This is a genomic window from Litorivivens sp. (genome assembly GCF_041624475.1).
Lineage (GTDB): Bacteria > Pseudomonadota > Gammaproteobacteria > Pseudomonadales > Spongiibacteraceae > Litorivivens.
Genome location: NZ_JBFJUX010000006.1, coordinates 1 through 22899, shown reverse-complemented (window position 1 = coordinate 22899; position 22899 = coordinate 1). Strand labels below are relative to the sequence as shown.

At 56.0% G+C, this 22899-nt stretch carries 25 protein-coding genes and 1 tRNA gene; 13 read left to right on the top strand and 13 right to left on the bottom strand.

Annotation, left to right across the window (positions count from 1 at the left end; genetic code table 11):
- Positions 1-15 precede the first annotated feature (15 nt).
- Positions 16-1035: a TIGR03617 family F420-dependent LLM class oxidoreductase gene (locus ABY734_RS08560; RefSeq protein WP_372778568.1), complete on the bottom strand. Its 1020-nt coding sequence runs from the start codon at positions 1033-1035 to the stop codon at positions 16-18.
- A 107-nt stretch (positions 1036-1142) separates the two neighbouring features.
- Between ABY734_RS08560 and ABY734_RS08555 the strand changes: the two genes are divergently transcribed.
- Complete coding sequence (locus ABY734_RS08555; RefSeq protein ID WP_372778567.1) at positions 1143-1772, top strand: TetR/AcrR family transcriptional regulator; 630 nt, start codon at positions 1143-1145, stop codon at positions 1770-1772.
- Positions 1773-1778: 6 nt separating this feature from the next.
- On the opposite strand, the gene ABY734_RS08550 is transcribed toward ABY734_RS08555, so the two are convergent.
- The gene (locus tag ABY734_RS08550; RefSeq protein WP_372778566.1) at positions 1779-2543 is read right to left on the bottom strand and encodes an alpha/beta fold hydrolase; all 765 of its coding nucleotides are present in this window, start codon (positions 2541-2543) and stop codon (positions 1779-1781) included.
- 79 nt (positions 2544-2622) lie between these two features.
- Between ABY734_RS08550 and ABY734_RS08545 the strand changes: the two genes are divergently transcribed.
- A complete protein-coding gene (locus ABY734_RS08545; RefSeq protein ID WP_372778565.1) occupies positions 2623-3432 on the top strand; it encodes a hypothetical protein in 810 nt (269 codons plus the stop codon).
- On the opposite strand, the gene ABY734_RS08540 is transcribed toward ABY734_RS08545, so the two are convergent.
- Genes ABY734_RS08540 through ABY734_RS08530 form a run of 3 tightly spaced genes read right to left on the bottom strand, consistent with a single transcriptional unit; the run spans position 3406 to position 7238 of the window.
- Entirely contained in the window at positions 3406-4395 is a 990-nt protein-coding gene (locus ABY734_RS08540) for a HupE/UreJ family protein (protein WP_372778564.1), read from the bottom strand. The two genes, ABY734_RS08545 and ABY734_RS08540, sit on opposite strands and share 27 nt — an antisense overlap.
- Complete coding sequence (locus tag ABY734_RS08535) at positions 4392-5321, bottom strand: peptidyl-prolyl cis-trans isomerase (protein ID WP_372778563.1); 930 nt, start codon at positions 5319-5321, stop codon at positions 4392-4394. The genes ABY734_RS08540 and ABY734_RS08535 overlap by 4 nt, the downstream gene beginning before the upstream one ends.
- A gap of 6 nt (positions 5322-5327) precedes the next feature.
- Positions 5328-7238: a DUF3604 domain-containing protein gene (locus tag ABY734_RS08530; protein ID WP_372778562.1), complete on the bottom strand. Its 1911-nt coding sequence runs from the start codon at positions 7236-7238 to the stop codon at positions 5328-5330.
- 215 nt (positions 7239-7453) lie between these two features.
- On the opposite strand from ABY734_RS08530, the gene ABY734_RS08525 reads away from it, so the two are divergent.
- Complete coding sequence (locus tag ABY734_RS08525) at positions 7454-7807, top strand: hypothetical protein (protein ID WP_372778561.1); 354 nt, start codon at positions 7454-7456, stop codon at positions 7805-7807.
- Between the two features lie 93 nt (positions 7808-7900).
- Here ABY734_RS08525 and ABY734_RS08520 read toward each other — a convergent pair whose 3' ends face one another.
- Positions 7901-8524 (bottom strand): glutathione S-transferase family protein, encoded by a 624-nt coding sequence (locus ABY734_RS08520; RefSeq protein WP_372778560.1) that lies wholly within the window; start codon positions 8522-8524, stop codon positions 7901-7903.
- Positions 8525-8658: 134 nt separating this feature from the next.
- Here ABY734_RS08520 and ABY734_RS08515 point away from each other — a divergent pair, with 134 nt between their 5' ends.
- The 4 genes from ABY734_RS08515 to ABY734_RS08500 are packed head-to-tail and all read left to right on the top strand — an operon-like array spanning position 8659 to position 11501.
- Entirely contained in the window at positions 8659-9147 is a 489-nt protein-coding gene (locus ABY734_RS08515) for a glycine zipper 2TM domain-containing protein (protein WP_372778559.1), read from the top strand.
- A gap of 6 nt (positions 9148-9153) precedes the next feature.
- Positions 9154-9465: a PepSY domain-containing protein gene (locus ABY734_RS08510; protein ID WP_372778558.1), complete on the top strand. Its 312-nt coding sequence runs from the start codon at positions 9154-9156 to the stop codon at positions 9463-9465.
- A gap of 21 nt (positions 9466-9486) precedes the next feature.
- Positions 9487-10167: a response regulator transcription factor gene (locus ABY734_RS08505; protein ID WP_372778557.1), complete on the top strand. Its 681-nt coding sequence runs from the start codon at positions 9487-9489 to the stop codon at positions 10165-10167.
- Positions 10164-11501 carry an ATP-binding protein gene (locus ABY734_RS08500; protein WP_372778556.1) on the top strand — a complete coding sequence of 446 codons (1338 nt, stop codon included), beginning with the start codon at positions 10164-10166 and terminating at the stop codon, positions 11499-11501. Before ABY734_RS08505 ends, ABY734_RS08500 begins: the two co-directional genes overlap by 4 nt.
- Before the next feature lie 23 nt (positions 11502-11524).
- Here ABY734_RS08500 and ABY734_RS08495 read toward each other — a convergent pair whose 3' ends face one another.
- Positions 11525-12385, bottom strand: coding sequence for a hypothetical protein (locus ABY734_RS08495; protein ID WP_372778555.1), 861 nt, complete (start codon positions 12383-12385; stop codon positions 11525-11527).
- Between the two features lie 121 nt (positions 12386-12506).
- Between ABY734_RS08495 and ABY734_RS08490 the strand changes: the two genes are divergently transcribed.
- The 3 genes from ABY734_RS08490 (at position 12507) to ABY734_RS08480 (ending at position 14672) form a co-directional block, all read left to right on the top strand.
- Positions 12507-12845, top strand: coding sequence for an ArsR/SmtB family transcription factor (locus tag ABY734_RS08490; RefSeq protein ID WP_372778554.1), 339 nt, complete (start codon positions 12507-12509; stop codon positions 12843-12845).
- Positions 12842-13519, top strand: a complete 678-nt coding sequence (locus ABY734_RS08485; RefSeq protein WP_372778553.1) for an aquaporin — start codon at positions 12842-12844, stop codon at positions 13517-13519. The genes ABY734_RS08490 and ABY734_RS08485 overlap by 4 nt, the downstream gene beginning before the upstream one ends.
- Before the next feature lie 91 nt (positions 13520-13610).
- Positions 13611-14672, top strand: coding sequence for a GGDEF domain-containing protein (locus ABY734_RS08480; protein ID WP_372778552.1), 1062 nt, complete (start codon positions 13611-13613; stop codon positions 14670-14672).
- 16 nt (positions 14673-14688) lie between these two features.
- Here ABY734_RS08480 and ABY734_RS08475 read toward each other — a convergent pair whose 3' ends face one another.
- Entirely contained in the window at positions 14689-15828 is a 1140-nt protein-coding gene (locus tag ABY734_RS08475; protein ID WP_372778688.1) for a PilT/PilU family type 4a pilus ATPase, read from the bottom strand.
- A 131-nt stretch (positions 15829-15959) separates the two neighbouring features.
- Here ABY734_RS08475 and ABY734_RS08470 point away from each other — a divergent pair, with 131 nt between their 5' ends.
- Positions 15960-17384 carry a hypothetical protein gene (locus tag ABY734_RS08470; protein WP_372778551.1) on the top strand — a complete coding sequence of 475 codons (1425 nt, stop codon included), beginning with the start codon at positions 15960-15962 and terminating at the stop codon, positions 17382-17384.
- On the top strand, positions 17378-18400 hold the full coding sequence (locus tag ABY734_RS08465; protein ID WP_372778550.1) for a M14 family metallopeptidase: 1023 nt from the start codon (positions 17378-17380) through the stop codon (positions 18398-18400). Before ABY734_RS08470 ends, ABY734_RS08465 begins: the two co-directional genes overlap by 7 nt.
- 46 nt (positions 18401-18446) lie before the next feature.
- Here ABY734_RS08465 and ABY734_RS08460 read toward each other — a convergent pair whose 3' ends face one another.
- From ABY734_RS08460 to ABY734_RS08445, 4 genes are read right to left on the bottom strand one after another with little or no spacing between them, the layout of a single operon-like run.
- Complete coding sequence (locus tag ABY734_RS08460) at positions 18447-19616, bottom strand: alanine--glyoxylate aminotransferase family protein (RefSeq protein ID WP_372778549.1); 1170 nt, start codon at positions 19614-19616, stop codon at positions 18447-18449.
- A 20-nt stretch (positions 19617-19636) separates the two neighbouring features.
- Positions 19637-20455: an NADPH-dependent 7-cyano-7-deazaguanine reductase QueF gene (queF, locus tag ABY734_RS08455; RefSeq protein WP_372778548.1), complete on the bottom strand. Its 819-nt coding sequence runs from the start codon at positions 20453-20455 to the stop codon at positions 19637-19639.
- Positions 20456-20462: 7 nt separating this feature from the next.
- On the bottom strand, positions 20463-21236 hold the full coding sequence (locus ABY734_RS08450) for an ABC transporter permease (RefSeq protein WP_372778547.1): 774 nt from the start codon (positions 21234-21236) through the stop codon (positions 20463-20465).
- A complete protein-coding gene (locus ABY734_RS08445; RefSeq protein ID WP_372778546.1) occupies positions 21233-22159 on the bottom strand; it encodes an ABC transporter ATP-binding protein in 927 nt (308 codons plus the stop codon). The genes ABY734_RS08450 and ABY734_RS08445 overlap by 4 nt, the downstream gene beginning before the upstream one ends.
- A gap of 119 nt (positions 22160-22278) precedes the next feature.
- Here ABY734_RS08445 and ABY734_RS08440 point away from each other — a divergent pair, with 119 nt between their 5' ends.
- Positions 22279-22662: a PA2817 family protein gene (locus ABY734_RS08440; RefSeq protein ID WP_372778545.1), complete on the top strand. Its 384-nt coding sequence runs from the start codon at positions 22279-22281 to the stop codon at positions 22660-22662.
- A 97-nt stretch (positions 22663-22759) separates the two neighbouring features.
- Here ABY734_RS08440 and ABY734_RS08435 read toward each other — a convergent pair.
- Positions 22760-22835, bottom strand: a tRNA-Gly gene (locus tag ABY734_RS08435).
- Positions 22836-22899: the final 64 nt, after the last annotated feature.

Sequence of the window (22899 nt, the reverse complement as noted above, 5' to 3'; positions counted from 1 at the left end):
GTCGTTTGAGTGGGCCTAGCGCCCACTCAAACGTTTCAGCTCAGCAATAATCGACGGCCAGACTTCTGGCGATGTATGGTAAGGCGCATAAATGCTCAATCTATCCGCATCTGCGCCATACTTTTCATAAAGCTGGGCTGCGATCGTGTCGGGCTCACCGACAACAGCAAAATGATTGAGAAACTCGTCATCGATCAGTTCTGACATGGTATCCCAACGCCCTTCCTTCGAAAGACGATTCAGCTCGTCGTGGCAGTCATCCATACCCACAGCTTTCATTGGCGGCGTGTAAGCGGGGGTTGAACCGTAGAAAGCCAGCAAACCTTTAACAGTGGCCTTGGCGGCTGCAAACTCTTCTTCGTTGGCGCCGGTGACACAGATCGCAGCGATCTGCATCAGAAAGTCTTCTCGCTTGCGACCGGATTTTTCGAGCCCTTTGGCTACGGCCGGATACTGTCGCTCTTTCAGGAAGGGGATTGTATTGAAGGGGTGAACAATCAGGCCGTCTGCCACTTCGCCGGCTACTTCCGTCATTTTCGGGCCAAGAGCTCCAAGCAGAATGGGCGGCACACCGCATTCCAGCGGTCCGGGATTAAACATGGGCGTCATCAGCGTGTGGCGGTAAAAGCGGCCTTCAAAATTCAAGCGCGTGCCATTTTGCCAACAGTCAAAAAACGCTTTCACAGCCTGAATATATTCGCGCATCCGCGGCGCGGGCGGATCAAAGTCCAGGCCAAAGCGCTTTTCAATATGCGTTTTGATTTGAGGCCCGATACCCAACAGAAACTTGCCCTTGGAAAAACGCTGCAGATCAAAGGCCTGATAAGCGATATGCGATGGGTTGCGGGGAAACGCTACTGCAATGCCGGTAGCAATCTCCAGTTCAGGCCGGGCCTGCGAGGCCAATACCAGCGGAAAGAAAGGGTCGCGGCTACCTTCCAGGGTGTATATTCCATCGTACCCTGCGTCTGCCAAGCGCGCCGCTTCGTCGGCAGCTGTATCCATATCCGCGTAAAACGGCCCATCAATTTTCATTATTCAGCCAGCCTGCAATTTGGAGGGACCGATCGTTTCACTATGCGATCGTATTGTCAAATTACAAAATTGTCAGTACAGTCGCTGTTGCGAAAGAGGAATAAACATTGACCAACAGTATTAACCGCAGAGCACAGCGCCGCGAAGAAACCCGCGAAAAAATTCTCACGGCCGCTGTGCGCGTTTTTGCTGAGCTCGGTTTTGAGGCTGCCTCGATGGGCAGCATCGCCAATCGCGCCGGACTGAAGAAGGCTTTGGTGCAATACCACTTTGAAACCAAGCTCAACCTCTGGCAAGAGGCTGTCAATTTCCTCTGGGAAGAACTCCATTCCCTCGAAAACCGCTTACCCCGCCTGGCGGAGGTCAGCACTCGCGATGAAGAGCGGGAAATACTGAGGCAGGTATTTCGGGCAATTATTGATTTCGCCAGAAGCCATCCGGACTGGGTCGGCATCATGTTTCGCGAAGCCTCAACGCCCGGCCCGCGCCTCGACTGGCTGGTGGAAAATCATCTCAAAAAAGATATCGAAGAAGGCTCCGCCTTTATTGCCCTGGCGCAGAGCCACGGCCTTTTACCACAAGGCTCGCCTTTGCATATCCTGAATATAATATCAGGCGCCCTGACCTATCCCCTACTGGTATCGCCCCTGACCAAGCGCGCTGCCGGAATCAGCATGGCCAGTGAAGAATCCCTGGACGCTACCGTCGATATTCTCCTGAATATGCTCAAACCTTGAGAAGCCTTAAGCCCGCAGAAAATTACCCGAAATCTCATTGAAAGCCGCGGGCTTTTCCGCGTGAAGCCAATGCCCGGTACCGGGTATTACCTCCAACTGCGCCTGCGGAAACAATTTAAAAATATCGCCCCTGTGTTTGTCCTGAATATAGGCGGACAACTCGCCTTTGATGAATAAGGTCGGGCCGGCAAACGCCTTACCCTCAGGCGCCAGTCGCAAGTCGTCGTAGCAGGCATCAATGGCTGGCAGATTGAGCTTCCAGCGCCAGCCGCCATTGCTATCCCGCGCTAGGTTCTTCAACAGAAACTGCCGCACCCCAAGCTCACTTTCGGCTTTCTGCAGTATCTGGTCCGCCTCAGCGCGGCTTTTCAGGCCGCGCAAATCGATTTCACACAGCGCGGACAGAGTCTCATTGTGATGGGGTTTATAGGCTACCGGCGCGATATCGGCCACCACCAATTTTTCGACCCGCTCAGGATTATCCAGCGCAAACTGCATTGCCACTTTGCCGCCGAGTGAATGCCCCAGCAAGCTGAGGGTATTTACTTCAAGGTGATCCGCCAGCCGCCGAATATCCGCCGCCATCTCACTCAGGCTCATGCTATCCATGTGAAACGAGTCACCGTGATTGCGCAGATCGATCCGCACCACACGAAAGTCAGACTCCAGCGCTTTGGCAACCGCGTTCAGATTGCTGGCCGAGCCGAACAGCCCGTGCAGCAGGAAGACGACCCTCTCGCCGGCTCCCGACTCCAGGTAATTCAATTGCATCAGTTCTCTCCAATCCTTTCCTTCTCACAGCCCGGTGCGGTTGATAGAATCCCGTCAGCGATTATTTCTGGGGGTTCCCGTGCGTTTGTTCCGGCTGGCTTTATCTATCCTGTTTGTTTCTATTTTCGTGGTGGCGTGCTCTACCGTCACCTACAACCCGACCGTGTTCAACTATCACTTTGATGAAGCAGCCGTGGCTGAAAACCCACCGAAAAAGCTCCTGCTGGCTAGCGTTAATGTCACCGGCGAGCCCACGCTGACCATGTTACGGAAAGCAGTACCCAAAATCGACGAGCTTGTGGTGGAAAGGCTGGAAAACGCCGGTTACAGCTTTGCTCCCGGCCACCTGTTCGACAATGCCTGGAATCAGGCTATCTACACCTACGGTGATTTCTACGATCCCACCTCGGGCAAGGTAGACCGGCGCAACTGGCAGGCGGTGATGGCCAGTACCTTGAGCAGTCTGAAAGACTCGGGCGTTGACGCCGTCGTGTTTACCGACCTGATCGCCCACGACGCCCAGCACAGCGGGGGCATGAATCACTACGCCCGCTGGTACGGGGTAACCCGCAAACCCGCCACTCAGGGCGCGGGAACGGGTGTTCCCGTTGACTTCAACTGGAGCCAGACCATCAAGGCTGCCAGCCTGATTGTTACTCTATATGATCTGGACGGTCGCCCGCTGTTCGCCAGTCGCGGCGGGCTCGACACCCTGTCAGCGATTGATATGCGCAAACCGCACCTGGGTTTTGTACGCCGCGACAAGATACTCAAGAACAACAGCTTTAACGAAGAAGGGGTAGCGCTGGCACTTCACCCGCTGGTGAAAATGTCACGCTACCCCGGCAATATCGAAGATAACTCAGAAGAAGTAGAAGCTGCTGAGTAACAGTCCTTCGGCGCGGTCCAGACACCAGAAAACCGCCATGCCGCCCATACCGTAAACCGCAGCGCTGCGCACCACCGGTCCAGCCTGCGGCGACAGTTTGCCAAGCGCTGCAATCAACAATGCCAATGTTGCAACAAACAGCAGCTGCCCCACTTCAATACCAATATTAAAGGCCACCAGCCCTGCCATAAGATCATTCTGCGGTAAGCCAAGCTCCTCCAGCACACTGGCAAAGCCCAGACCGTGAATCAGCCCGAACAACGCTATTACCGGCCAGCGCACGCGACCACTGTGATGCGCCATGCGCTTGTAGCTCAGCTCAAGGGCCAGATAGAGAATGGTCGCCGCAATTGCCAGCTCCACCCATGAAGCCACTTCCGGTATCAGCCCAAGGCTGACACAGGCCAGCGTAATACTGTGCCCCACGGTAAATGCTGTTACCGTGACCAGCAATTGTTTCCAGGTTGCAGCCAGTAAGAGTAGGCCAGTGACAAACAGCAGGTGGTCAATGCCGATCAGAATATGTTCGATACCCAGCACAAAGTACTGCCAGACCACGGCCATCGTCCCCGCTTCTCGGGGCACGGTATAGGCCTGACCATCGCGCCTTAACAACTGACTGTAGCTGCGCCCGTCCGCCAGATTTATTTTCAGCAGTGCCGCGGTGCGACTTGCCGTGAGCCCCATGACCTTGAAGGTCTCGCCTTCGAGTCCGTCGGGGCATTTCATCAACCAGTGCCATTCCATGGATGTGCCAACAGCCTGCTGTTGACGCACGTCCAGGCTGCAGCTGGGCGGAAAGATGGGTTCAGGACTGATGCTGCCACTCACTGCCGGCGTGCGCCACATCACCGCAAACTGGTTTGCTGTCTGCCCCTCTACTTCCAGCAGGGAAGGCGCCAGTTTGTGGGCAAAGACCGGGCCGGCGACAAGCACCAGTACGAGTATCAGTAATCGCTTCACGACTCCCCTCCTTCGACCACCACGTAGCGCTGGCGCAATTCCTGTATGTAATTATTCAACTGCTCGCGCTGCTGTTGCTCACGCCATATCTGGGCCAGTTTTGGCTTGACCTCCTCCAGCGAACGCTGACGCTGAGGGGCGATGTCTTCGACGTATAACAGATGATAGCCATAGGCAGACGGCACTGGTCCAAACCACTGCTGCTGCGGTGGCCCCTCCGCTGCCACCGCATCACTGAAGGCCGCGCCAAACATAAAGGTCATATCCTGCAAAGAACGGGCAGCGAACTGCCGGCCATGCAGAAAGGGATCTCCCGCAGCACCGGGCTCGGCTCCCCGCTGCAACGCCGCGAGCATCTCACTGGCGCGCTGTTCGGCATCGCCGTCGCGGTCAGAACTGAAAAATATCTGCTCAAAGGAATAACGCGCTGGAATCTGCCAGCGCGACTCTTCCTCCGTGTAAAGCTCACTTAAGTCTTCTTCAGTCGGTGTTTTCTGCAGCGCAGACTGAGCGTGCTTTTCCATACGCTGAATCATACGCCGACGAATCACCTCATCGGATTCGTGCAGGCCCAGCTCAATGGCGGTGCGGATTTTTTCCTCGTCGGTTCCGGTCAAGCCAAGAAAGTTAGCGTCGCGCAGCAGACGCTGCAGCACCACTTGGTCATCCCGGTGGAAATTGCGCCTCAGAGCCTCGGCGTACAGCATTCGGCTATCCAACTCCTGCTGGGTCAGCAGTTGCAGTTGGGCTTCGGTGGGCAGCCGACCGGTTTGGCGAATAAAGTCGTCCTGCAGGCGTTGAACCGTTTCCTGGTCCAGTGCTTCCAGTTTGCGCAGCGCAGTTTCCTCGCGGTAGCCCTGATAGAAATAAAGCATCAGTCCAATCAGCAGGAAATGCAGCGCCGGCTGGCGCATCAATGCTCTCATAAAAACTTAAGGCTCCTTGGCCGTATACCAGATAGGCGAAGTCCAGGCGCGCTCCTGGATAACCGGGCGATGCTCGTCACTGCAGCAGATTTCCAGGCCATCCGGCACGGTGCCCGGATTGGCGCAGTTGACACGGTTGGCGACACAGATCTGTTGGCTCCAGCGACAGCTGGGGTTCTCTACCACGCGGGCGTAGTAGTAGGCATTGTCCTCGGCATCAAAGTCAGGGTCTGTCCACACCCGACACAAATGCTTGTAGCCATCGCCTGACTGCTTGCAGCTGAGCGGGTCTACGCTCGCACCATTGCTCGGATTGCCCGCAACTTCATACACGCGCTGCCGCTTCTCACCTTTTTCGTCGATCCAACCCTTGATGATCTGTATGCGCTGCAAGGGCGTTCCCGGCGCATCAACCGTGCCCGGATCCATTAAAGCAGACACCAGAAAACGCGGATAGCGACCTTCGGGTACCGGTCCCAGTTCCGAGCCCATGGGCACACCCCGCTGATAGGCCTGCTCGACATAGTCCGGGCTGACGCAAAGCTCTCTTTCAATATCCCAGCCACCGAAGAAACGCACCGTCATTCGCGGGCCACTGGTACCGTAGGTTTCCCGGCGCTGCATGGCATCGAAAATGGCGTCGCGGCTGTTTTCCTCGGCCCACACAACAGCCAGGCCGCCCGGGTTGAATTCGAGATCGTCGGTCAGGCCCGAGCTGGAATCTGCACTGGCCGGCTCACCCGCCCCGCCGTGACCGGGAAAGTCTGTTTCTTCAACCGCCCCCGGCGCACCCAGATGAGTATCTGTGCTGCCTATGAAACCCATCTTGTAAGGATTAACGCCTTCACTCTGCTGCAGTTTCAGGCCGTCGTTCAACACATCACGCAAAAAGCCGTCGTCGGCCTTCGGCTCTGAGCGAGTGAGCTTCATGAACTTGCCGGAAAATTTATCGTAGGGAAGCTGCTCAAAGGCGCACAACTCGTCCTCCATCTGGCCGGGGCCAAAATAACACTCGGAACTGCCCTTGTGCTGCATCACTTCGACCAGACGCTCCAGACGACTGCGCTTGACGAGATCCGCTTTGGTGAGCATCTCACCGTCAGCGTCCTCAAGACTGAACATATAGCCATCACTCAGATTGGAGTTATGCGGAATCACCAGCGCATCACAGCCATTGCCCCTATCGAGGCAGTCCTGCTCCAACGCATTCCACAAACCCCGCGCGGTCGGGTCATCGACAAAACTGAATGGCAGAGCCGGCACCTTGTCGTTCCGGAAAATTACGTTGCGGTGCAGGTTGGCAAGATTCTCTGAAGCCCCGGTCCATTCGTAACCGATAAAACTGGTAAATTCACAACGCTCCGAGCGGTCATAGGCAGATTCGGCGGCCTGTTGCATTTCCTGCCAGGGGCCAAGCGCGGCAGCCTTGCAGTTGACACCATCCTCACCGCACAGGCCCAAGCGATTCCCGGCCGAAGCCTGGGCGTTAAAGAGAAAAAAGGCAGCTCTTGGCCAGCGGCGGTAGAGCCGACACTGCCAGGCATCGTAGCCTTTTAGTTCGGGGTTGTTGCACATGGCCACTTCGCCAATCAGCTCGGCGTGATCGGTGACCACCGCAAAATCAAGCGGTCTGCTCAGCTTGAGTTCACGCAGTGGCTTGCCCTCTTCAGTCCAGGGCTGAATACCGATACGGGAACCGCGGGCAAACTCATAGGCTTGGCGCGGCGTGGTTCGGGTGTCCTGAGTGCTCGCGTCAAGCGAGTAGCGAGTGTGGACATGGGTGTCGCCAAACAGGGGCATTTTGGTGGGCACGACCCGCTTGCAGGGATCTCTCGTTTCGGTACGTTCAAAGGCGTGAGACAGCCCCCCCAGACACAGCAACAGCCCAATGACCGCCCAGCGCAGATTGCTCGTCACAACTCCCCCTTCAGCATGAAAACAAGTGTTTTAAAATGTTTCGCATAATAGACAGCACAGCGCTGCCTGTCACCCTTTCACCGCGCCAAGGACCCCATTCTTTCGCAAAGGTAATATTTACGGCACCTTATATTTTTTGGATTGCTTTCAGCTTTTGTTCAGATTCACTGTGCCAGACTGGCCCTGACACTGGGAAGAGCCCACTGGAGAACGTCATGAAGAAATGGATACTTGCAGGCAGTCTGTTAACCCTCGGTTTCGGTGCAAACCAGGCTCTGGCCGGCCACCGTCATCACAACCATCATACCGAATATGTCTGCCATGAAACCGGGCGCCACCATCATGGCAACCACTATTTCCATGGTAGCCACGCCTATGATCATCCCCGCTATCGCGGAAATTCAGGGCATGTCACCTACACCTACCACAGCCGTCCGCACTATTACAGTGAGAGCTATTACTACTACGAGCGGCCCAAATACAAGTACAAGCGCAAGCACCACTACGAGCGCGGTACGACTGTCAGAGTACGTGAAGGCGTTAGAGGCAACCTCAATATACGCTTCTGATCGACACCCTGACTCGTCGATATGACGATGTCTCCTCTGCCCCGTCCGGCCTGTGACGGGGCTTTTTTATTTGCAGTGCCTTTTTACGCAGTCTTAGCCGGCAAGCTGAGACCGCACCCGGTCGAGGTAGGCCTTGAGGTCGGTACAACTTTCAGGAACGCTTACCTTCACCCAACTGGCAAATTCACACACCGCCAACAGGTCAATATCAGCCTGAGACAAGGCATCGCCAACCAGATAATCGCGCTCGGCACAGACCTCGTCCATGCTGTTGAAGAAAGTATCGAGTCGCTGGCGACCGCGCCCAATCAGCTCCGGAATCTGTTTGACAATGCCCGGCCCCGGCAGGGCACGGTCTTTGAACATATCGCCCTGGTTGCGCAGCATATCGGCAATCGCCGTCAGCCCATTCATATACAGGCGGTGCATCCAGCCCACCACTTGGGCGCGCTCCAGATCGGATTGTCCGAACAAAGCCTTTTCCGGATGCAGGCTCTCGAGATAGAGGCAGATAGACACGACATCCACCAGTGCCGTGCCATCGTCCAGTACCAAGGCCGGCACCGAGCAGTCAGGGTTAATCGCCCGGTAGCTGTCGCTGAACTGCTCCTTCTTGCCCAGATCAATTTGCTGAGTGTCGATGTCAATGCCCTTGTATTGCAGGAACATGGTCAGGCGACGCGGGTTCGGCGCGATATCATAGGTATACAGTTTCATGAACTTCCCCCAAATTGTAAGGCACCTGTTATATCGCCCAGGCTTTACAAAATCAATCGAAGCTCTTCCCTTAAGCTTTCATTCAGGCTCACTGGGTTAGTCTAGGCCCAAGATCCCCGTAGAGGTCATACACCATGAAGCGTTTGATGCCACTGCTGATGATAGCAATCAGTTCCAGCGCCATGGCGGGGCACGAGCAGGCGGACTATGCCCGCGTTACTTCTGCCGTGCCGGTTTATGAACAAGTCAGGCATGAGGTTCCCCGCGAGCACTGCTGGCAGGAAACCGTCAGCTATGAGTCGCGGCGGCACAGCGCTGCACCACTGGTAGGAGCCATCATTGGCGGCCTTATCGGCAACCACGTTTCAAGTGATCGCGATGCCTCGCTCGGCACCTTTCTCGGTGCCGGCGTCGGTGCCGCTATCGGCAGTCACAGCCAGCGCCGCGAACGGCACCATCACATCGAAGAGCGCTGTGATACGGTGTATGACGTAGAATGGCACGAGGAGGTTGTTGGCTACGACGTGACTTACCGATACCATGGTCGAAACTATAAAACCCGCCTGCCCTACGATCCGGGCAAGCGCCTGAGAATCAATGTGTCGGTAACACCAGCCGGTTAATGCATTATGAAGTCAAGCCTGTTTACAAGACACGCAATACGTAGAGGCGCCCTGATCAGTCTGCTGCTGGCCCTCTGTCTGCCCGCTCAGGCCCTGCCCGGCCTTGATAGAGTGCCGGGCGCGCGCCCTTCGCTGCCCGACAACCGTCCGCAACTTCGGCACGATCTGGACGCTTCACCAGAGCGCGCTGTAGAAATTGCAGAACAACGTTATCGTGGGCGCGCGGTCGGCGCCCGCCATATGGGTAATGGGGTTTACCGGGTGCGCATCCTGCAGGACGATGGCAAGGTAAAAACCGTTACGGTCCGCCCCGAATAATCTCAGCCCAGGAAAACCTACATGCGCGTATTGATTGTCGAAGACGAACCCGATCTGCTGGACTATCTGGCGCGCTCCTTTGAAGCCGAAGGCTTTGCCTGTGACCGCAGCGCCGATGGTGAAGACGCGCTGTTTCTCGGCGAAGAGTTCGACTACGATCTGGCGGTGGTCGACATCGGTCTCCCCAAGCTGGATGGCATTCAGGTCGTCAGCCGCTGGCGCAAAAACAACCGCAACTTTCCCGTGCTGATCCTTACCGCCCGCGGTCGCTGGCAGGACAAAGTGGAAGGGCTGGAGGCCGGTGCCGACGACTACGTGGTCAAACCCTTCCAGATAGAAGAAATCCTCGCCCGTGCCAACGCCCTGATCCGACGCTCTGCCGGTCACGCCAGCCCTGAAATGCGTTTTGGCCCTATCATTATCGACACCCGGGCCAAAACCGTTTTACGCGGCGACCAACGGCTGGAGCTGACCACTTACGAATACAATGCACTGGAATACCTTACGCACCGCTGCGGTCAGACCGTCTCCAAATCCGAATTAACAGAACACCTCTACGATCAGGATTTCGACCGAGACAGCAATGTCATCGAAGTGTTTATCGCCAGGCTGCGTAAAAAGCTCGATCCGGAGGGCAGCCTCAAACCCATTACTACCGTGCGCGGTCGCGGCTACCGCTTTGATCTGAAAGCCGAGCAATGAAAGCCCGGGGCTCCATCATCCGGCGGCTGCTGGGAGCCTCTATTCTGACGCTGCCACTGTTCCTGGGCATCACCGGCTACGCCATCGATCAGGCGCACACGCGCAGCCTGGTGGCGGCCCAGCAGTCGCAACTGCAGTTGCAGTTTTACGGCATTCTCGGCGTAATGGAGTGGAGCAACACCCAACCGATTTCGGTAGAGCGTTTGCGCGAGCCGCGCTTCTGGCAATTTCGCTCAGGGCTCTATGCTTTTATTCACACCCGCAACGGCTATCTGCAATGGCAGTCGTCGTCAGCCAATTCTATGGAATACCTGCAGGAGGCCTTCACCCCGACTCCGGCGGGCAAGGAAGTGTTTGACGAAATCGTTCTGCGGGGCGCGCCCTACTTCCGCTACCGCTACCACGTTATCTGGGAAGACGAGCACGGCGTCGAATTTCCACTGATTTTTACCCTTTTGGAACATCAGGACACCTTTCGCTCGGAGCTGCTGAGTTTTCGCAAAAACATTGCGCTCTGGCTCGGGCTGGCCGCCGTGGTGCTATTGCTGATTCAGGTTATCGTGCTGCGCTGGGGCCTGCGGCCACTGCGCGATATGAGCCGGGAATTGCGCGAGCTCGAAGCCGGTAAGCGCGAATCGCTTGGGGGTATCTATCCCCGCGAATTAACGGGTGTGACCCACAACCTGAACCGCCTGCTGGAAAAAGAGCAGCAGCAGCGCGAACGCTACCGCAATACCCTGGGAAATCTGGCCCACAGCCTTAAAACCCCGCTCAGTGTGATGCGCTCAGCCACCACTCCTGATACCGACCCACAGATTACCGACCAGCTCGACAAAATGAACAATATCATTGCCTACCAGCTGCAGCGTGCGGTCAGCGCAGGACCGCGACGGCTCGGCGTAAAAACGCCGCTGCGGGCATTGCTCGACCGACTCTGCCAGACAATGAACAAGGTATACCTCGATAAAAATCTGAGCTTCAACTTATCCTGCGATGAGCAACATGCCCTGGCAATGGACGAACAGGACCTTATGGAATTGCTCGGCAACCTGATCGATAACGCCAGCAAAGCTGCGCAAAGTGCTGTGTCGATCGAGGTAAAAGCCCTTGGTTCAGCCAGCGTCGAGCTGTCCATCGAAGACGATGGCCCCGGCTTTCCCGAGGATAAAATTGGCTTACTGATGGAACGCGGCAATCGCGGTGACCAGTACGGCAGCGGTCAGGGGCTGGGGCTGGCCGTCGCCGTCGACATTCTCAATGCCTACGAGGCGGAGCTGAGTATCGGCCGCGCCAGCTTGGGTGGGGCTAAAGTGACCATGACCTTGCCCGCCTGAATAAGCCACTTTTGATAAGAAGCCTAACTGAACTTTACCCCGAACTTGTGAAACTGGCGCGGCATGATGTCGTCCAGCTGGGCAATATCTTCCGGATGTAATTCAATCGCATTCCAGCCCTGCATTTTGTAGAGCTCGGCCTTGCGCATTTGCGCCTTCAGCTCTGTCGGCGTTGCGTCTGCGGCCCAAAAATCGATAAACACCTGATTAAGTGGCAGGAAAAAATCCGCTTTCAGTGGCTCTTTCACCGGCAGCTGTCGATTGGTAGCGTGGAGCACGCCAGCGAGATACAGCCACTGGCAAATCTGCTGCAGCTCCCGCGAGGAATGCTGGTGGCCATCGATACTGACCAAGCCCTCGTTTTCAGCAAACAGGTCCCCCGCCGCGCTGTTCTCCGATGCCATGCCGGCTTCCCGTAGGCGCTGCGTCAGGACTGCATCATCAATAATGGCTTCAGGCCACAGCACATAAAGCATATCGCTCTGGCGATTCTCCATCTGCACCCCGCCCTGCTGCTGTCCCCGGGGGCTCAGCATCCAGCCGTGAGATTCCCGCTTCTGCCAACCGAGCTCGGCCAGAATCCGGTTGACCGCCCGACCGCTCAGGCGGTGGGGCTGGCCCAGCGCTGCAGCCGACAGCATTTTGTTGTCTTCGAGGGCTCGCAGCATGGCGTGCTGCTCAAGACTGACCGGCCAGACGATATAGCGGCCGTAACGTTTGCTGGTGCGATACTCCCCGCCTTCGAATTCGCCTTTGGGAGTGAGCACCCAACCGTCGCTGACTTTTCGAATCCAGTCGTAGTCTTTCAGGGTTCCAAACAGCTGCTGCACTGGCACTTCCAACAGCTTGGCCAGGGCGGTGGTCGAAATTTTGTCATCACTCATGGGGCTATCCGGCTCCGAAACCAGTCTTGAGAAAGCTCAGTTGCGACAAGCCTACTGTACAAATATACAACGGGCAATGCCCGGCTTGCGCAGACCATATCATTTCCATATATTTGGAACTATGGAATCAATAGCTGCTGTTACAGCCCTGTCTGCACTCGCCCAGTCCTCTCGCTTGGAGATTTTCCGGTATCTGGTGCAACAGTCGCCGAATGCGAGCACGCCCGGCGATCTGGCTAGCGCCCTATCGCTACCCAAAGCCACCCTGTCCTTCCACCTGAAAGAGCTAACCCAAGCCGGACTTATCAGTGGACAGCAGTCCGGACGACGCATTTTCTACAGTGCCAACATCGACGCCATGCGCGATTTGCTCGACTACCTTTCTGAAAATTGCTGCCAGGGCAATAACTGCGATCTAACACCGGCAGCGCCTCGCCGACAACTAGGAGACATCGTGTGAACCGTTTTGATGCCTATTGCGCCGAATTCTTTGGCACCGCTGTGTTACTGGCCAGTGTGGTGGGTTCCGGCATCATGGGAGAGAACCTCGCCGGCGGCAATAGCGCCGTCGCGCTGCTGGCCAACTCTCTGGCCACCGGGGCAACCCTCTATGTACTGATCAGCGCCCTGGGGCCGATAAGCGGCGCCCATTTTAATCCTTCCGTCAGCGTCGCGCTGGTGCTTTCCGGCCGCTTTCCCCTGCGCGAGCTTCTACCCTACCTGATGTTGCAGTTTGCCGGCGCCACATTGGGGGTGGTGTTGGCCAACCTGATGTTTGAGCTCCCGGCCTGGCAGTGGTCCGGTACCGAGCGGCAAGGCGCCCACCTGCTGCTCAGTGAAGCGGTCGCCACCGCAGGCCTGCTGCTGACCATTGTGCTCTTTCTCCGCAACAGCGCTCACTCCGTTGCGCTGGGCGTAGCCCTCTACATCACCGCCGCGTACTGGTTCACCAGCTCCACCTCGTTTGCCAACCCCGCAGTATCATTCGCCCGCATGTTCAGCGACACCTTTGCCGGAATTGCGCCCGCCTGTGTGCCCGAGTTTATCCTCGTGCAACTGGCCACTGCAGTTGCCATAGGGCTGTTGCTGAAACTCCGCAATCGTAGCCCTTTGCCAACGCAGACGACCGCCTGACCGTTTTCGGCTAATACGTATTGTCAGTCTTTCGCGTAGGGGGTAGCGTCCAAAAGCATATAGCTCGCAAATTGCGCAAGAGGCGAAGGACATGCCTGAAAATTGTATCGGCAATACCCCCGATGCCAAACAACTGGTCGACGGCGACCATCTTCAGGTACTGCGTATTTGCCTTGTCCTAACTTTTGTCGTGTGCGGTGGAATGGTGGCGCTGTTTTGGCCTCAGAATGCCTGGCTGGGTTTCGGCATGGCAGCAGCAAGCCTTTCAGCCATGGCCGTTTTTGTCGCCCTGCAATATCAACGCATCGCCTTTCTGCCGGCGTCTATTTGCATGGTGACTATCGTGTACGGTGTTATTCACCTGATGGCCTTTTTCGGCAAGCCCGATGGCATCGGGGCCGCCTATTACTTCTGCACCATACTCGGTGCCTTCTTTTTTCTCGGCATCACCGGCGGGATTCTTTACAGCATGGCCTGCGCTCTAGCTGCGGTGCTGCTGTATTTACCCCCGGCTCTGCTTTCCGTTCAGGCGATGAATGAATTCTATGTTCTGATTACCTCAATCACCTGCACCGCCATTATCGCCTACTACTACGAGCACGCGGTGGCTAAACGCACTTACGCACTGACGAATTCACTTTCAAAAATGGATCGTCTCGCCAATGTGGATTACCTGACCGGCGTCAGCAATCGCAGGCACTTTTTTGAGCGGGCTAAAGCCCTTTTCCAGCAACCCGGTTCTCTAAGTCTGATTGCGCTCGACATCGACGACTTTAAAAAGATCAACGATACCCACGGCCATGCCTGTGGTGACGAGGTGCTTATTACCATCGCACGTCTGCTGGATCATCGACTGCGGGGCGACGCATTGCTCGGACGCACCGGCGGTGAAGAATTCTGTATTTTGCTCAGGGTGAATCGCACCATCGCCCATCGCCGGGCCGAGGAACTGCGCTCGGCGATAGCCAGCCTCAGTTGCCGCGTCGGCGAGCAACACATCCCTGTGACTGTCAGTCAGGGTCTGGCCACTCGGGGCCCCGGGGACGAAGCGCTGGAGCATCTGATGCTGCGAGCTGACAGAGCTCTGTACGAAGCAAAACACCATGGTAAAAATGGTGTCGCCTTGGCCAAGCCCGGTACTGCGCTGGCTTGACAGCCAGTCACCCCGTTTAACGCATACCTTCGTCGTCTTCCGGAAACTCTTCCAGCGACAAACCTGCACTGCTGCCGCCATCGCTGCTGGCCGCCACCCCGGAATCAAGTTTGATTTTCAAGCGCAGGTTATTGGCAGAGTCCGCGTTCTTGATCGCTTCATCAAGTGAGATGCGGCCTTCTTTGTAGAGCTTGAACAGCGCCGAGTCGAACGTCTGCATACCTAGCCGCTCGGACTTTTCCATGATTTCCTTAATGCCGTCCAGCTCGCCCCGCAGAATCAATTCCTGAATCGTGGCGGTACCCAGCAGTACCTCCACCGCTGCCGCGCGCTTGCCATCCACCGTGCGTACCAGTCGCTGAGAAACAAAGGCGCGCAGGTTCATACCGAGGTCGGTTAACAGCTGGTTGCGGCGCTCTTCCGGAAAAAAGTTAATGATGCGATCGAGAGCCTGATTGGCGTTATTGGCGTGGAGGGTCGAGATGGCCAGATGGCCCGTTTCCGCAAAAGCTAGCGCATGTTCCATAGTCTCGCGGTCGCGTATCTCGCCTATCAGAATAACGTCGGGGGCCTGACGCAGGGTATTCTTCAACGCCGCCGCAAAGGAGCGGGTATCCACACCCACTTCGCGCTGGTTGATAATCGATTTCTTGTGTTTGTGGACAAACTCAATCGGGTCTTCGATGGTGATGATATGGCCACCGCTGTTGGTGTTGCGATGATCGATCAATGCCGCCAGCGAAGTAGATTTACCGCTACCGGTGCCACCCACAAACAGGATCAGACCACGCTTGGTCATGATGACATCTTTGAGAATTTCCGGCAGCCGCAGGTCGTCAAACTTCGGGATTTCCGTGACGATATTTCGCGCAACAATGGAAACTTCGTTGCGCTGTTTGAAAATATTAATCCGGAAGCGGCCAACCCGTGGGACGGAAATCGCCAGGTTCATTTCCAGTTCGTGCTCAAAAATTTCACGCTGCTCATCATCCATGATGCTGTCGGCTATTTGCTTGATTTGCCCGGAACCCAGGGCTTCTTTGGAGAGCGGTTTCAGCACCCCCTGAAACTTGGCGCAGGGCGGCGCGCCGGTACTCAAATAGAGGTCCGAACCGTCGTTCTTGGCAAGAATACGCAGATAGTCAGTGAATTCCATGGATACAACCTTACCGCTTTTTATTTCAGGCATTTTCACCTGATTTGATCCGCGATACCACCCTTGAAAGCTGACGAAAAAGCCCCGTCTTACTACACTTCAATGTAGCGCGTGCACACATGGGAGAGAGCGTGGGTCGGGAGATAGATCAGAGCGAGTTCAGTGAAGCCGACTTTCAGGCATTCCAGGCGCAACTGGCGCTGGAAACTCAGAGTCTGGCCGACTATCTCAACGATGGCCGCGTAGACGCCGAGACCGGCACCTGTGGCCTCGAACTGGAGGCCTGCCTGATAGACAGGGCCTTTCGGCCAGCCGCTGAAAATGATCGATTTATCCATCAGCTCAACGACCCTCTGGTTGTGCCGGAGCTAGCCAAATTCAATTTCGAACTTAATACGCCGCCCTTTCCGGTAGCGCCCAAACTGCTGAGCGCGCTGCACAGCTACCTCGACACGCAATGGCGCCAATGTAGACAAACGGCACAGCAACTAAACCTCGATGTCTGTCAGGTGGGTATTCTGCCCAGCCTGTGCGATTCGGATCTGCACCTGGGCAACGTCTCATCCCAACAGCGTTACATCGCGCTGAACCAGCAGATTCTCAAGGGCCGGCGCTATAGGCCATTGGATATCGCCATTGACGGCGCAGCGGATCAACTTCGCCTGCAACACAATGATGTGATGACTGAGGCGGCGACAACCTCGCTGCAGATTCATTTGCAGCTGGCGCCCGACGATTTCGCCGCCTACTACAACGCCAGCTTGCTGGCCTCTGCGCTACTGGTCGCAGCCGGTGCCAACTCACCCTTGGTTTTCGACCAGGTACTGTGGGAGGAAAGCCGTATCCCCCTGTTTGAACAATCGGTCGCCCTGCCCTGCTTCGTCAGCAACTCAGGGGCCATAATCCACCGAGTCACCTTTGGCCGCGATTATTGCAAAAGGTCGGCGCTGGAGCTGTTTCAGGAAAATCTCCACGCTTTTCCCGTGTTGCTGCCCATGGACTATTCCGACAAATCACAGCTCAAACATCTGCAATTGCACAACGGCACCATCTGGCGCTGGAACCGGCCGCTACTACAAATCACACAATCAGGGCAGCTGCAATTGCGACTGGAGCACCGCTCACTACCCGCCGGGCCGACCACCACCGATAACGTCGCCAACATTGCCCTGTTTTACGGTCTGGTCAGTTGGCTGACGAATGCCCTAGCGGAAGCTGACTTGCCCGAGTTCGAACAGGTACGCCGCAATTTCTACGCCGCCGCCCGCTGGGGCCTCGACACTCCGCTGCAGTGGCTTGATGGTGTGCAGGCCAGTCCGGCAGATATTTTGCTTGAGCAGGCCCTGCCCGCCAGCATTCAGGCCCTGAAGAATATCGGTTTCGATTCCTCGGAAGTGGATTACTTCTTACAGGAAGTCATGCGCGAGCGGGTTATGAAACGCCAGACCGGCGCACGCTGGCAGCGCGATTTTTATGAACGCAATCAGCGCGACAGCCGCGCCCTGATGGAGGCCTACCAGTACCAGTGCACCCAGGGAGCTGTTCACACATGGTAGACCTCCCTGTTCGCAAGACATTACCTGATGGATTTTTGAGCTGCCGGGCCGATGAATTGCAGCCACTGCTGGGCGGGCCCTGCCTTATTCACCTGCGCGGACGCACCCAGCAGGCCGTGGTGGTCTCCATTCTGCTGCACGGCAACGAAGTCAGCGGGCTGACGGTTGTGCAGAATTTACTGCAGCAATCGACGACGATGCCCCGTGATCTGCTGATCTTTGTGGGAAACACTCGCGCGGCGGCAGCGGGACTGCGCCGCCTCGATGGACAGCCCGACTACAATCGAATCTGGGCTGGGGGCGAGCTGAAAGAACACCTTATGGCACAGCAAGTACTGGACTACGCTGCCAGCTGTAATCCGGTTGCCGCCGTCGACATTCACAACAATACCGGGCGCAATCCCTTGTACGCTTGCATCAATCACGTTGACCGGCGTTTCCTGCGACTGGCTCGCAGCTTCAGCGACACCATTGTGTTTTTCAGCGAGCCCCACCAGATCTTCGCCAACAATATGGCGCGCTATTGCCCCGCCGTTACCCTGGAATGCGGTCAACCGGGAGACAGGCTCGGAATTGAACGTGCCGTTGACACGCTTGAGTACTGCTTGCACAGCGAGATTTCAGCTGTCGCTAACGATGATATCGACAAGGTAAAGCTGTTCCATACCGTTGCCCGCATGATTGTTCCCCCTGATAGCCGGATAGCGTTTGACCAGATCCAGAATCTAGATTTAGCAAACGCAGACTTTGTCTTTCCCGAGGGTTTCGATGCCTGGAATTTTCAGCCGCTGCCCGTGGGGACCCACTTTGGTGTGGCACTGTCAGCAGACAAACGCCTGTGCGTGCGCAACGACGCCGGACGCGATATTACAGAGAACTATTTTTCGCTGGAAAACGGCGTGATGAAAACACGCAAGACTTTTTCGCCCACCATGCTGACGCTGGACGAGCGCGTTATGGTGCAGGATTGCGTGGGTTATATTATGGAACGCTACCCGCACGACGGGGCACACTAGCGCGCTGCCCTGCTCTTTTCCGGAACAAGGCAGCGCCCTTTATCTATCAGACTGCAGACGCCGCCTTGTTCGCCGCGCCTTTCTCGACAGGCTGGCCCATCTCAATCAGAACGCTTTCCAGCGCATTCAGACAGAGGGAAACATTCTCGGCATTGGCGCTGTGACCCATCAAGCCAATACGCCAAACTTTACCCGCCAAGGCACCCAAACCCGCGCCAATTTCGAGATCGTAGTCGCTTAGCAATTTAGCGCGCACCGCGGCGTCATCGATACCCTCCGGTATGGTGACTGCATTCAACTGCGGTAAACGGTATTCGGCATCAACCACAAAACCAATCCCAAGCGCTTCCAATCCGGCCGCCAGAGACTCGTGCATGGCGGCATGGCGCGCCCAGGCCTTCTCCAGGCCCTCTTCCTGCAGAATCACCAATGCTTCGTGCAAACCGTACAGGGCATTAATCGGCGCCGTATGGTGGTAGGCGCGCTTGGCTCCGCCACCCCAGTAACCCATCACCAGATTCATATCGAGGAACCAGCTTTGTACCGGTGTTTTGCGATTGCGAATGGCATCGGCGGCTTTTTCAGAGAAAGTCACCGGTGACAGACCCGGTGTACAGGACAGGCATTTTTGCGTGCCGGAATACACCGCATCCAGCCCCCACTCGTCCACTCTAAGCTCTACCCCGCCCAGTGAAGTCACCGTATCGACTATGGTCAGGCAATCATGCTGCTGCGCCAGTGCCGCCAGTGTTTTGGCATCCGAGCGCGCGCCGGTGGAGGTTTCCGCATGCACAAAACACAGCACTTTGGCGTCCGGGTTGGCTTTCAGCGCAGCCTCAACCTTTTCCGGGTCAACCGGTTTGCCCCAATCATCTTCTACAGTCACCGCGGTCGCGCCACACCGTTTGACGTTTTCTACCATGCGAGTGCCAAACACACCGTTGATGCACACAATGGCCTTGTCACCCGGCTCCAACAGATTCACGAAACAGGCTTCCATGCCCGCCGAGCCCGGCGCAGACACCGGCAAAGTCAGCTCATTTTTGGTCTGAAAGGCATACTGCAGGAGCTGCTTGGTCTGATCCATCATCTCAATAAACTGGGGGTCGAGATGGCCGATGGTGGTGCGACCCAGCGCTTCAAGAATGCGCGGATTAACATCGGACGGGCCCGGGCCCATCAATGTGCGTGCTCTGGGTTTGAATGAACTGATCATGGTCTCTCCTAAAACGAAAACTACTGCCGCGCCAGCCGCTGAAAAGGCTGAGCCAGCCTGTCACTTGATCGCAGCGGGTTGATATCCAGCCCACCGCGTCGGGTATAGCGCGCAAAAACAGTCAGTGTCTCCAACTCAAAACGCTGGGACAGATCACTGAAGATACGCTCCACACACTGCTCATGAAACTCATTGTTCTGCCTGAAACTGGTGAGATAGGTCAGCAGGGAGCTGGCATCGGGCAACTCACCAGCGAGTACTATCTCGACCGTCGCCCAATCCGGCTGACCGGTTACCGGGCAGCAGGAACGGAACAGGTTGCTGAAATAATGCTTTTCCCCGCAGGCCTCGGTCAGCTGCAGCAACTCGGCCCGAGGCTCGCTAGCCATCTGCTGCATCGGTAGCTCATCGAGAGATTCGCCTTCGGGCTCGGCGACGGCAAAGCGCGACGACCAGCGATCAGGCAACAACAACTCAACAGCGACCTCGGCTTCGGCCACCTCACTGAGGTCTTTCTCTAGGACGGCCGCAAGCGCCTCCGGGCTTTCAAACCGCGTCTGGTTCAGCGAATTCAGATACAGCTTGAAGGATTTTGACTCCACCATATTCGGCGAGCTGGCTGGAAACACAAACTGACCGCAGGCAACCTGCGGTTTGCCGCTTCCATCCAGCCAAGACAGTTCGTAGGCGTTCCACAGATCACTGCCCTGCATAGCCAGAGTCGGTGTCGCCAATACTGAACGCCCTTTTGCCCGGGGGATCGGACACAACTGCCCAGGATCGTATTGATCCGGGTAATCAGTCTGTTTCCCCAGCGGCAGGTCACGGTAATCGCTCATGGCGGCGTTACTGCCTCAGCCGCTTGCTGTTTGCCAAAAGGTACATGCAATACACATAGGCTGCGGCGGTGAAGCACAATATCATGGCAAAAGCCCACACCACATTCACGTCGGAAACTCCGAGAATGCCATAGCGAAATGCATTGACGATGTAGAGCATCGGATTGAGCTTCGACATGCCCGCCCAGAAGTCAGACAGCATATCGATGGAATAGAACACCCCACCGAGATAGGTCAGCGGCGTCAACACAAACACCGGCACAATGGAAACATCATCGAAGCTGTTGGCAAACACCGCATTGATAAAGCCCGCCAGTGAGAAAAACACCGACGTTAAGGCGACAATCGCTATCATGATCCACAGGTTGTGGATATGCAGCTCGGTAAAGAACAGCGACAGCAGTGTGACAATCAACCCAACAAGCAAGCCCCGTGCAACTCCGCCGACAATATAGCCCCACAGCACGATGCTGTTCGACATGGGAGACACCAGAATCTCTTCAATAAAACGCTGAAATTTTGCGCCATAAAAAGAAGACACCACATTCGCATAGGAATTGGTAACAACCGCCATCATGACCAGGCCCGGCACCACAAATTGGATATAGCTGAAGCCACCCATTTCGCCGATGCGCGAACCAATCAGAGTGCCAAATATCACGAAATACAAGGTCATGGTGATCGCGGGCGGCAACAGGGTCTGCATCCAGATACGCATAAAGCGTCGCACTTCCTTGCGCACGATGGTTAGAAAGGCGATCCATTGTTCGCGTAAGGTCATTGGGCATCTCCCCCTTTTGCCAGCAAGCCGACAAACAATTCCTCAAGCCGGTTAGCCTTGTTACGCATACTGGTGATCTGCAGGCCCGACTGAGTCAGACGCTCAAACACCGTATTCAGGCTGAGCGACTTATCAATAGTGAGCTCAAAGGAGTGCTCATCCACACGCCGCGCGTCAAAACCCTCTACGGTAACCTCGTCAGGCAACTCACCTGCTACATCAAAAATAAACACTTCCTTCTGCAGTCGCTTGAGCAGCACCTTCATATTGGTATCTTCAACAATCTGCCCCTGATCGATAATGCCGATGTGACGGCACAGGCTTTCCGCCTCTTCGAGATAGTGGGTGGTCAGAATGATCGTGATGCCCTGCGCATTGATCTCACGCAGGAAATCCCACATGGAGCGACGCAACTCGATGTCTACGCCAGCTGTCGGCTCATCGAGAATCAGCAGTTTTGGTTCATGCACCAGCGCCCGGGCAATCATTAGCCGGCGTTTCATACCGCCAGAAAGCATCCGCGCTGCGTCGTGCCGCTTTTCCCACAAACCGAGCTTTTTCAGATACTTTTCTGTCCGCTCTTCCGCCAGTTTGCGGGGCAGACCGTAGTAGCCCGCCTGATTGCGTACAATGTCCCACAGGGATTCAAAATTGGAGAAATTGAATTCCTGCGGCACCAGGCCAATGAATTTTTTTGCCTCGGCAGGCTCGTCGCTGATGGATTTACCAAACACGTGCACGTCACCGGCAGTTTTCTTCACCAGTGAGCAGATTATGCTGATCGTCGTCGACTTGCCGGCACCGTTAGGCCCCAGTAGAGCGTAGAAATCGCCCTGCGAAACATCCAGATCGATGCCTTTCAGCGCTTCAAACCCGTTGTCATAGGTTTTACGCAGGCCTCGTATGGATAAGGCTTTAGTCATAGACTCACATCCGTTATTGAGAAATTTCCCGGATTTTCACCCGGTCAGTAAAACGGGCTATTTTGCCACGACAGGCCCCGGTTCGATACACTGCCCGCCCGCAGAACCGAGGTGCATCAGTGAAAGACCACTTTGAATACCATCAGGAATTGTTCCAGCGCTTTGACGAAACACTGGAAGCGTTTCTGAAGCAAACCCCGGATCATGACCCGCAAAGCTGTACCGAAACACTCGCTCTACTGGAGCAGACGCGCACAGCCATGACCCAACGAGAGGATTATCCGGAGCTGGGACAACGCCTGCTGAGCCGCGTCGTGGCCCACTTTCCGGCCTTTACCCCGCATGTGCAGCGCGACTTGTTCTGGTTTTTCGGCGGCGATTGCCTGCATTACCTCGGCGACGACGAGATAGAAAAATTTCAGCGCCTGGAAGAGCGTTACTTCGACAGCGACGAGCAGGCCGACTACGCGGATCTGCGCGCCCAAGTGTTCGGCCTCCACTAACCGGCAGGCCCCTGCGCCGTCTGTAAAACCAAATGCAAAAACCACAGGCAAAAAAAAAGGCGCCTCTGGGCACCTTTTCTTTTTTGGCCTAACTTTTTGGAGCGGGAAACCGGGTTCGAACCGGCGACCTCAACCTTGGCAAGGTTGCGCTCTACCAACTGAGCTATTCCCGCCAAAAATAATGGCGTCCCCTAGGGGACTCGAACCCCTGTTACTGCCGTGAAAGGGCAGTGTCCT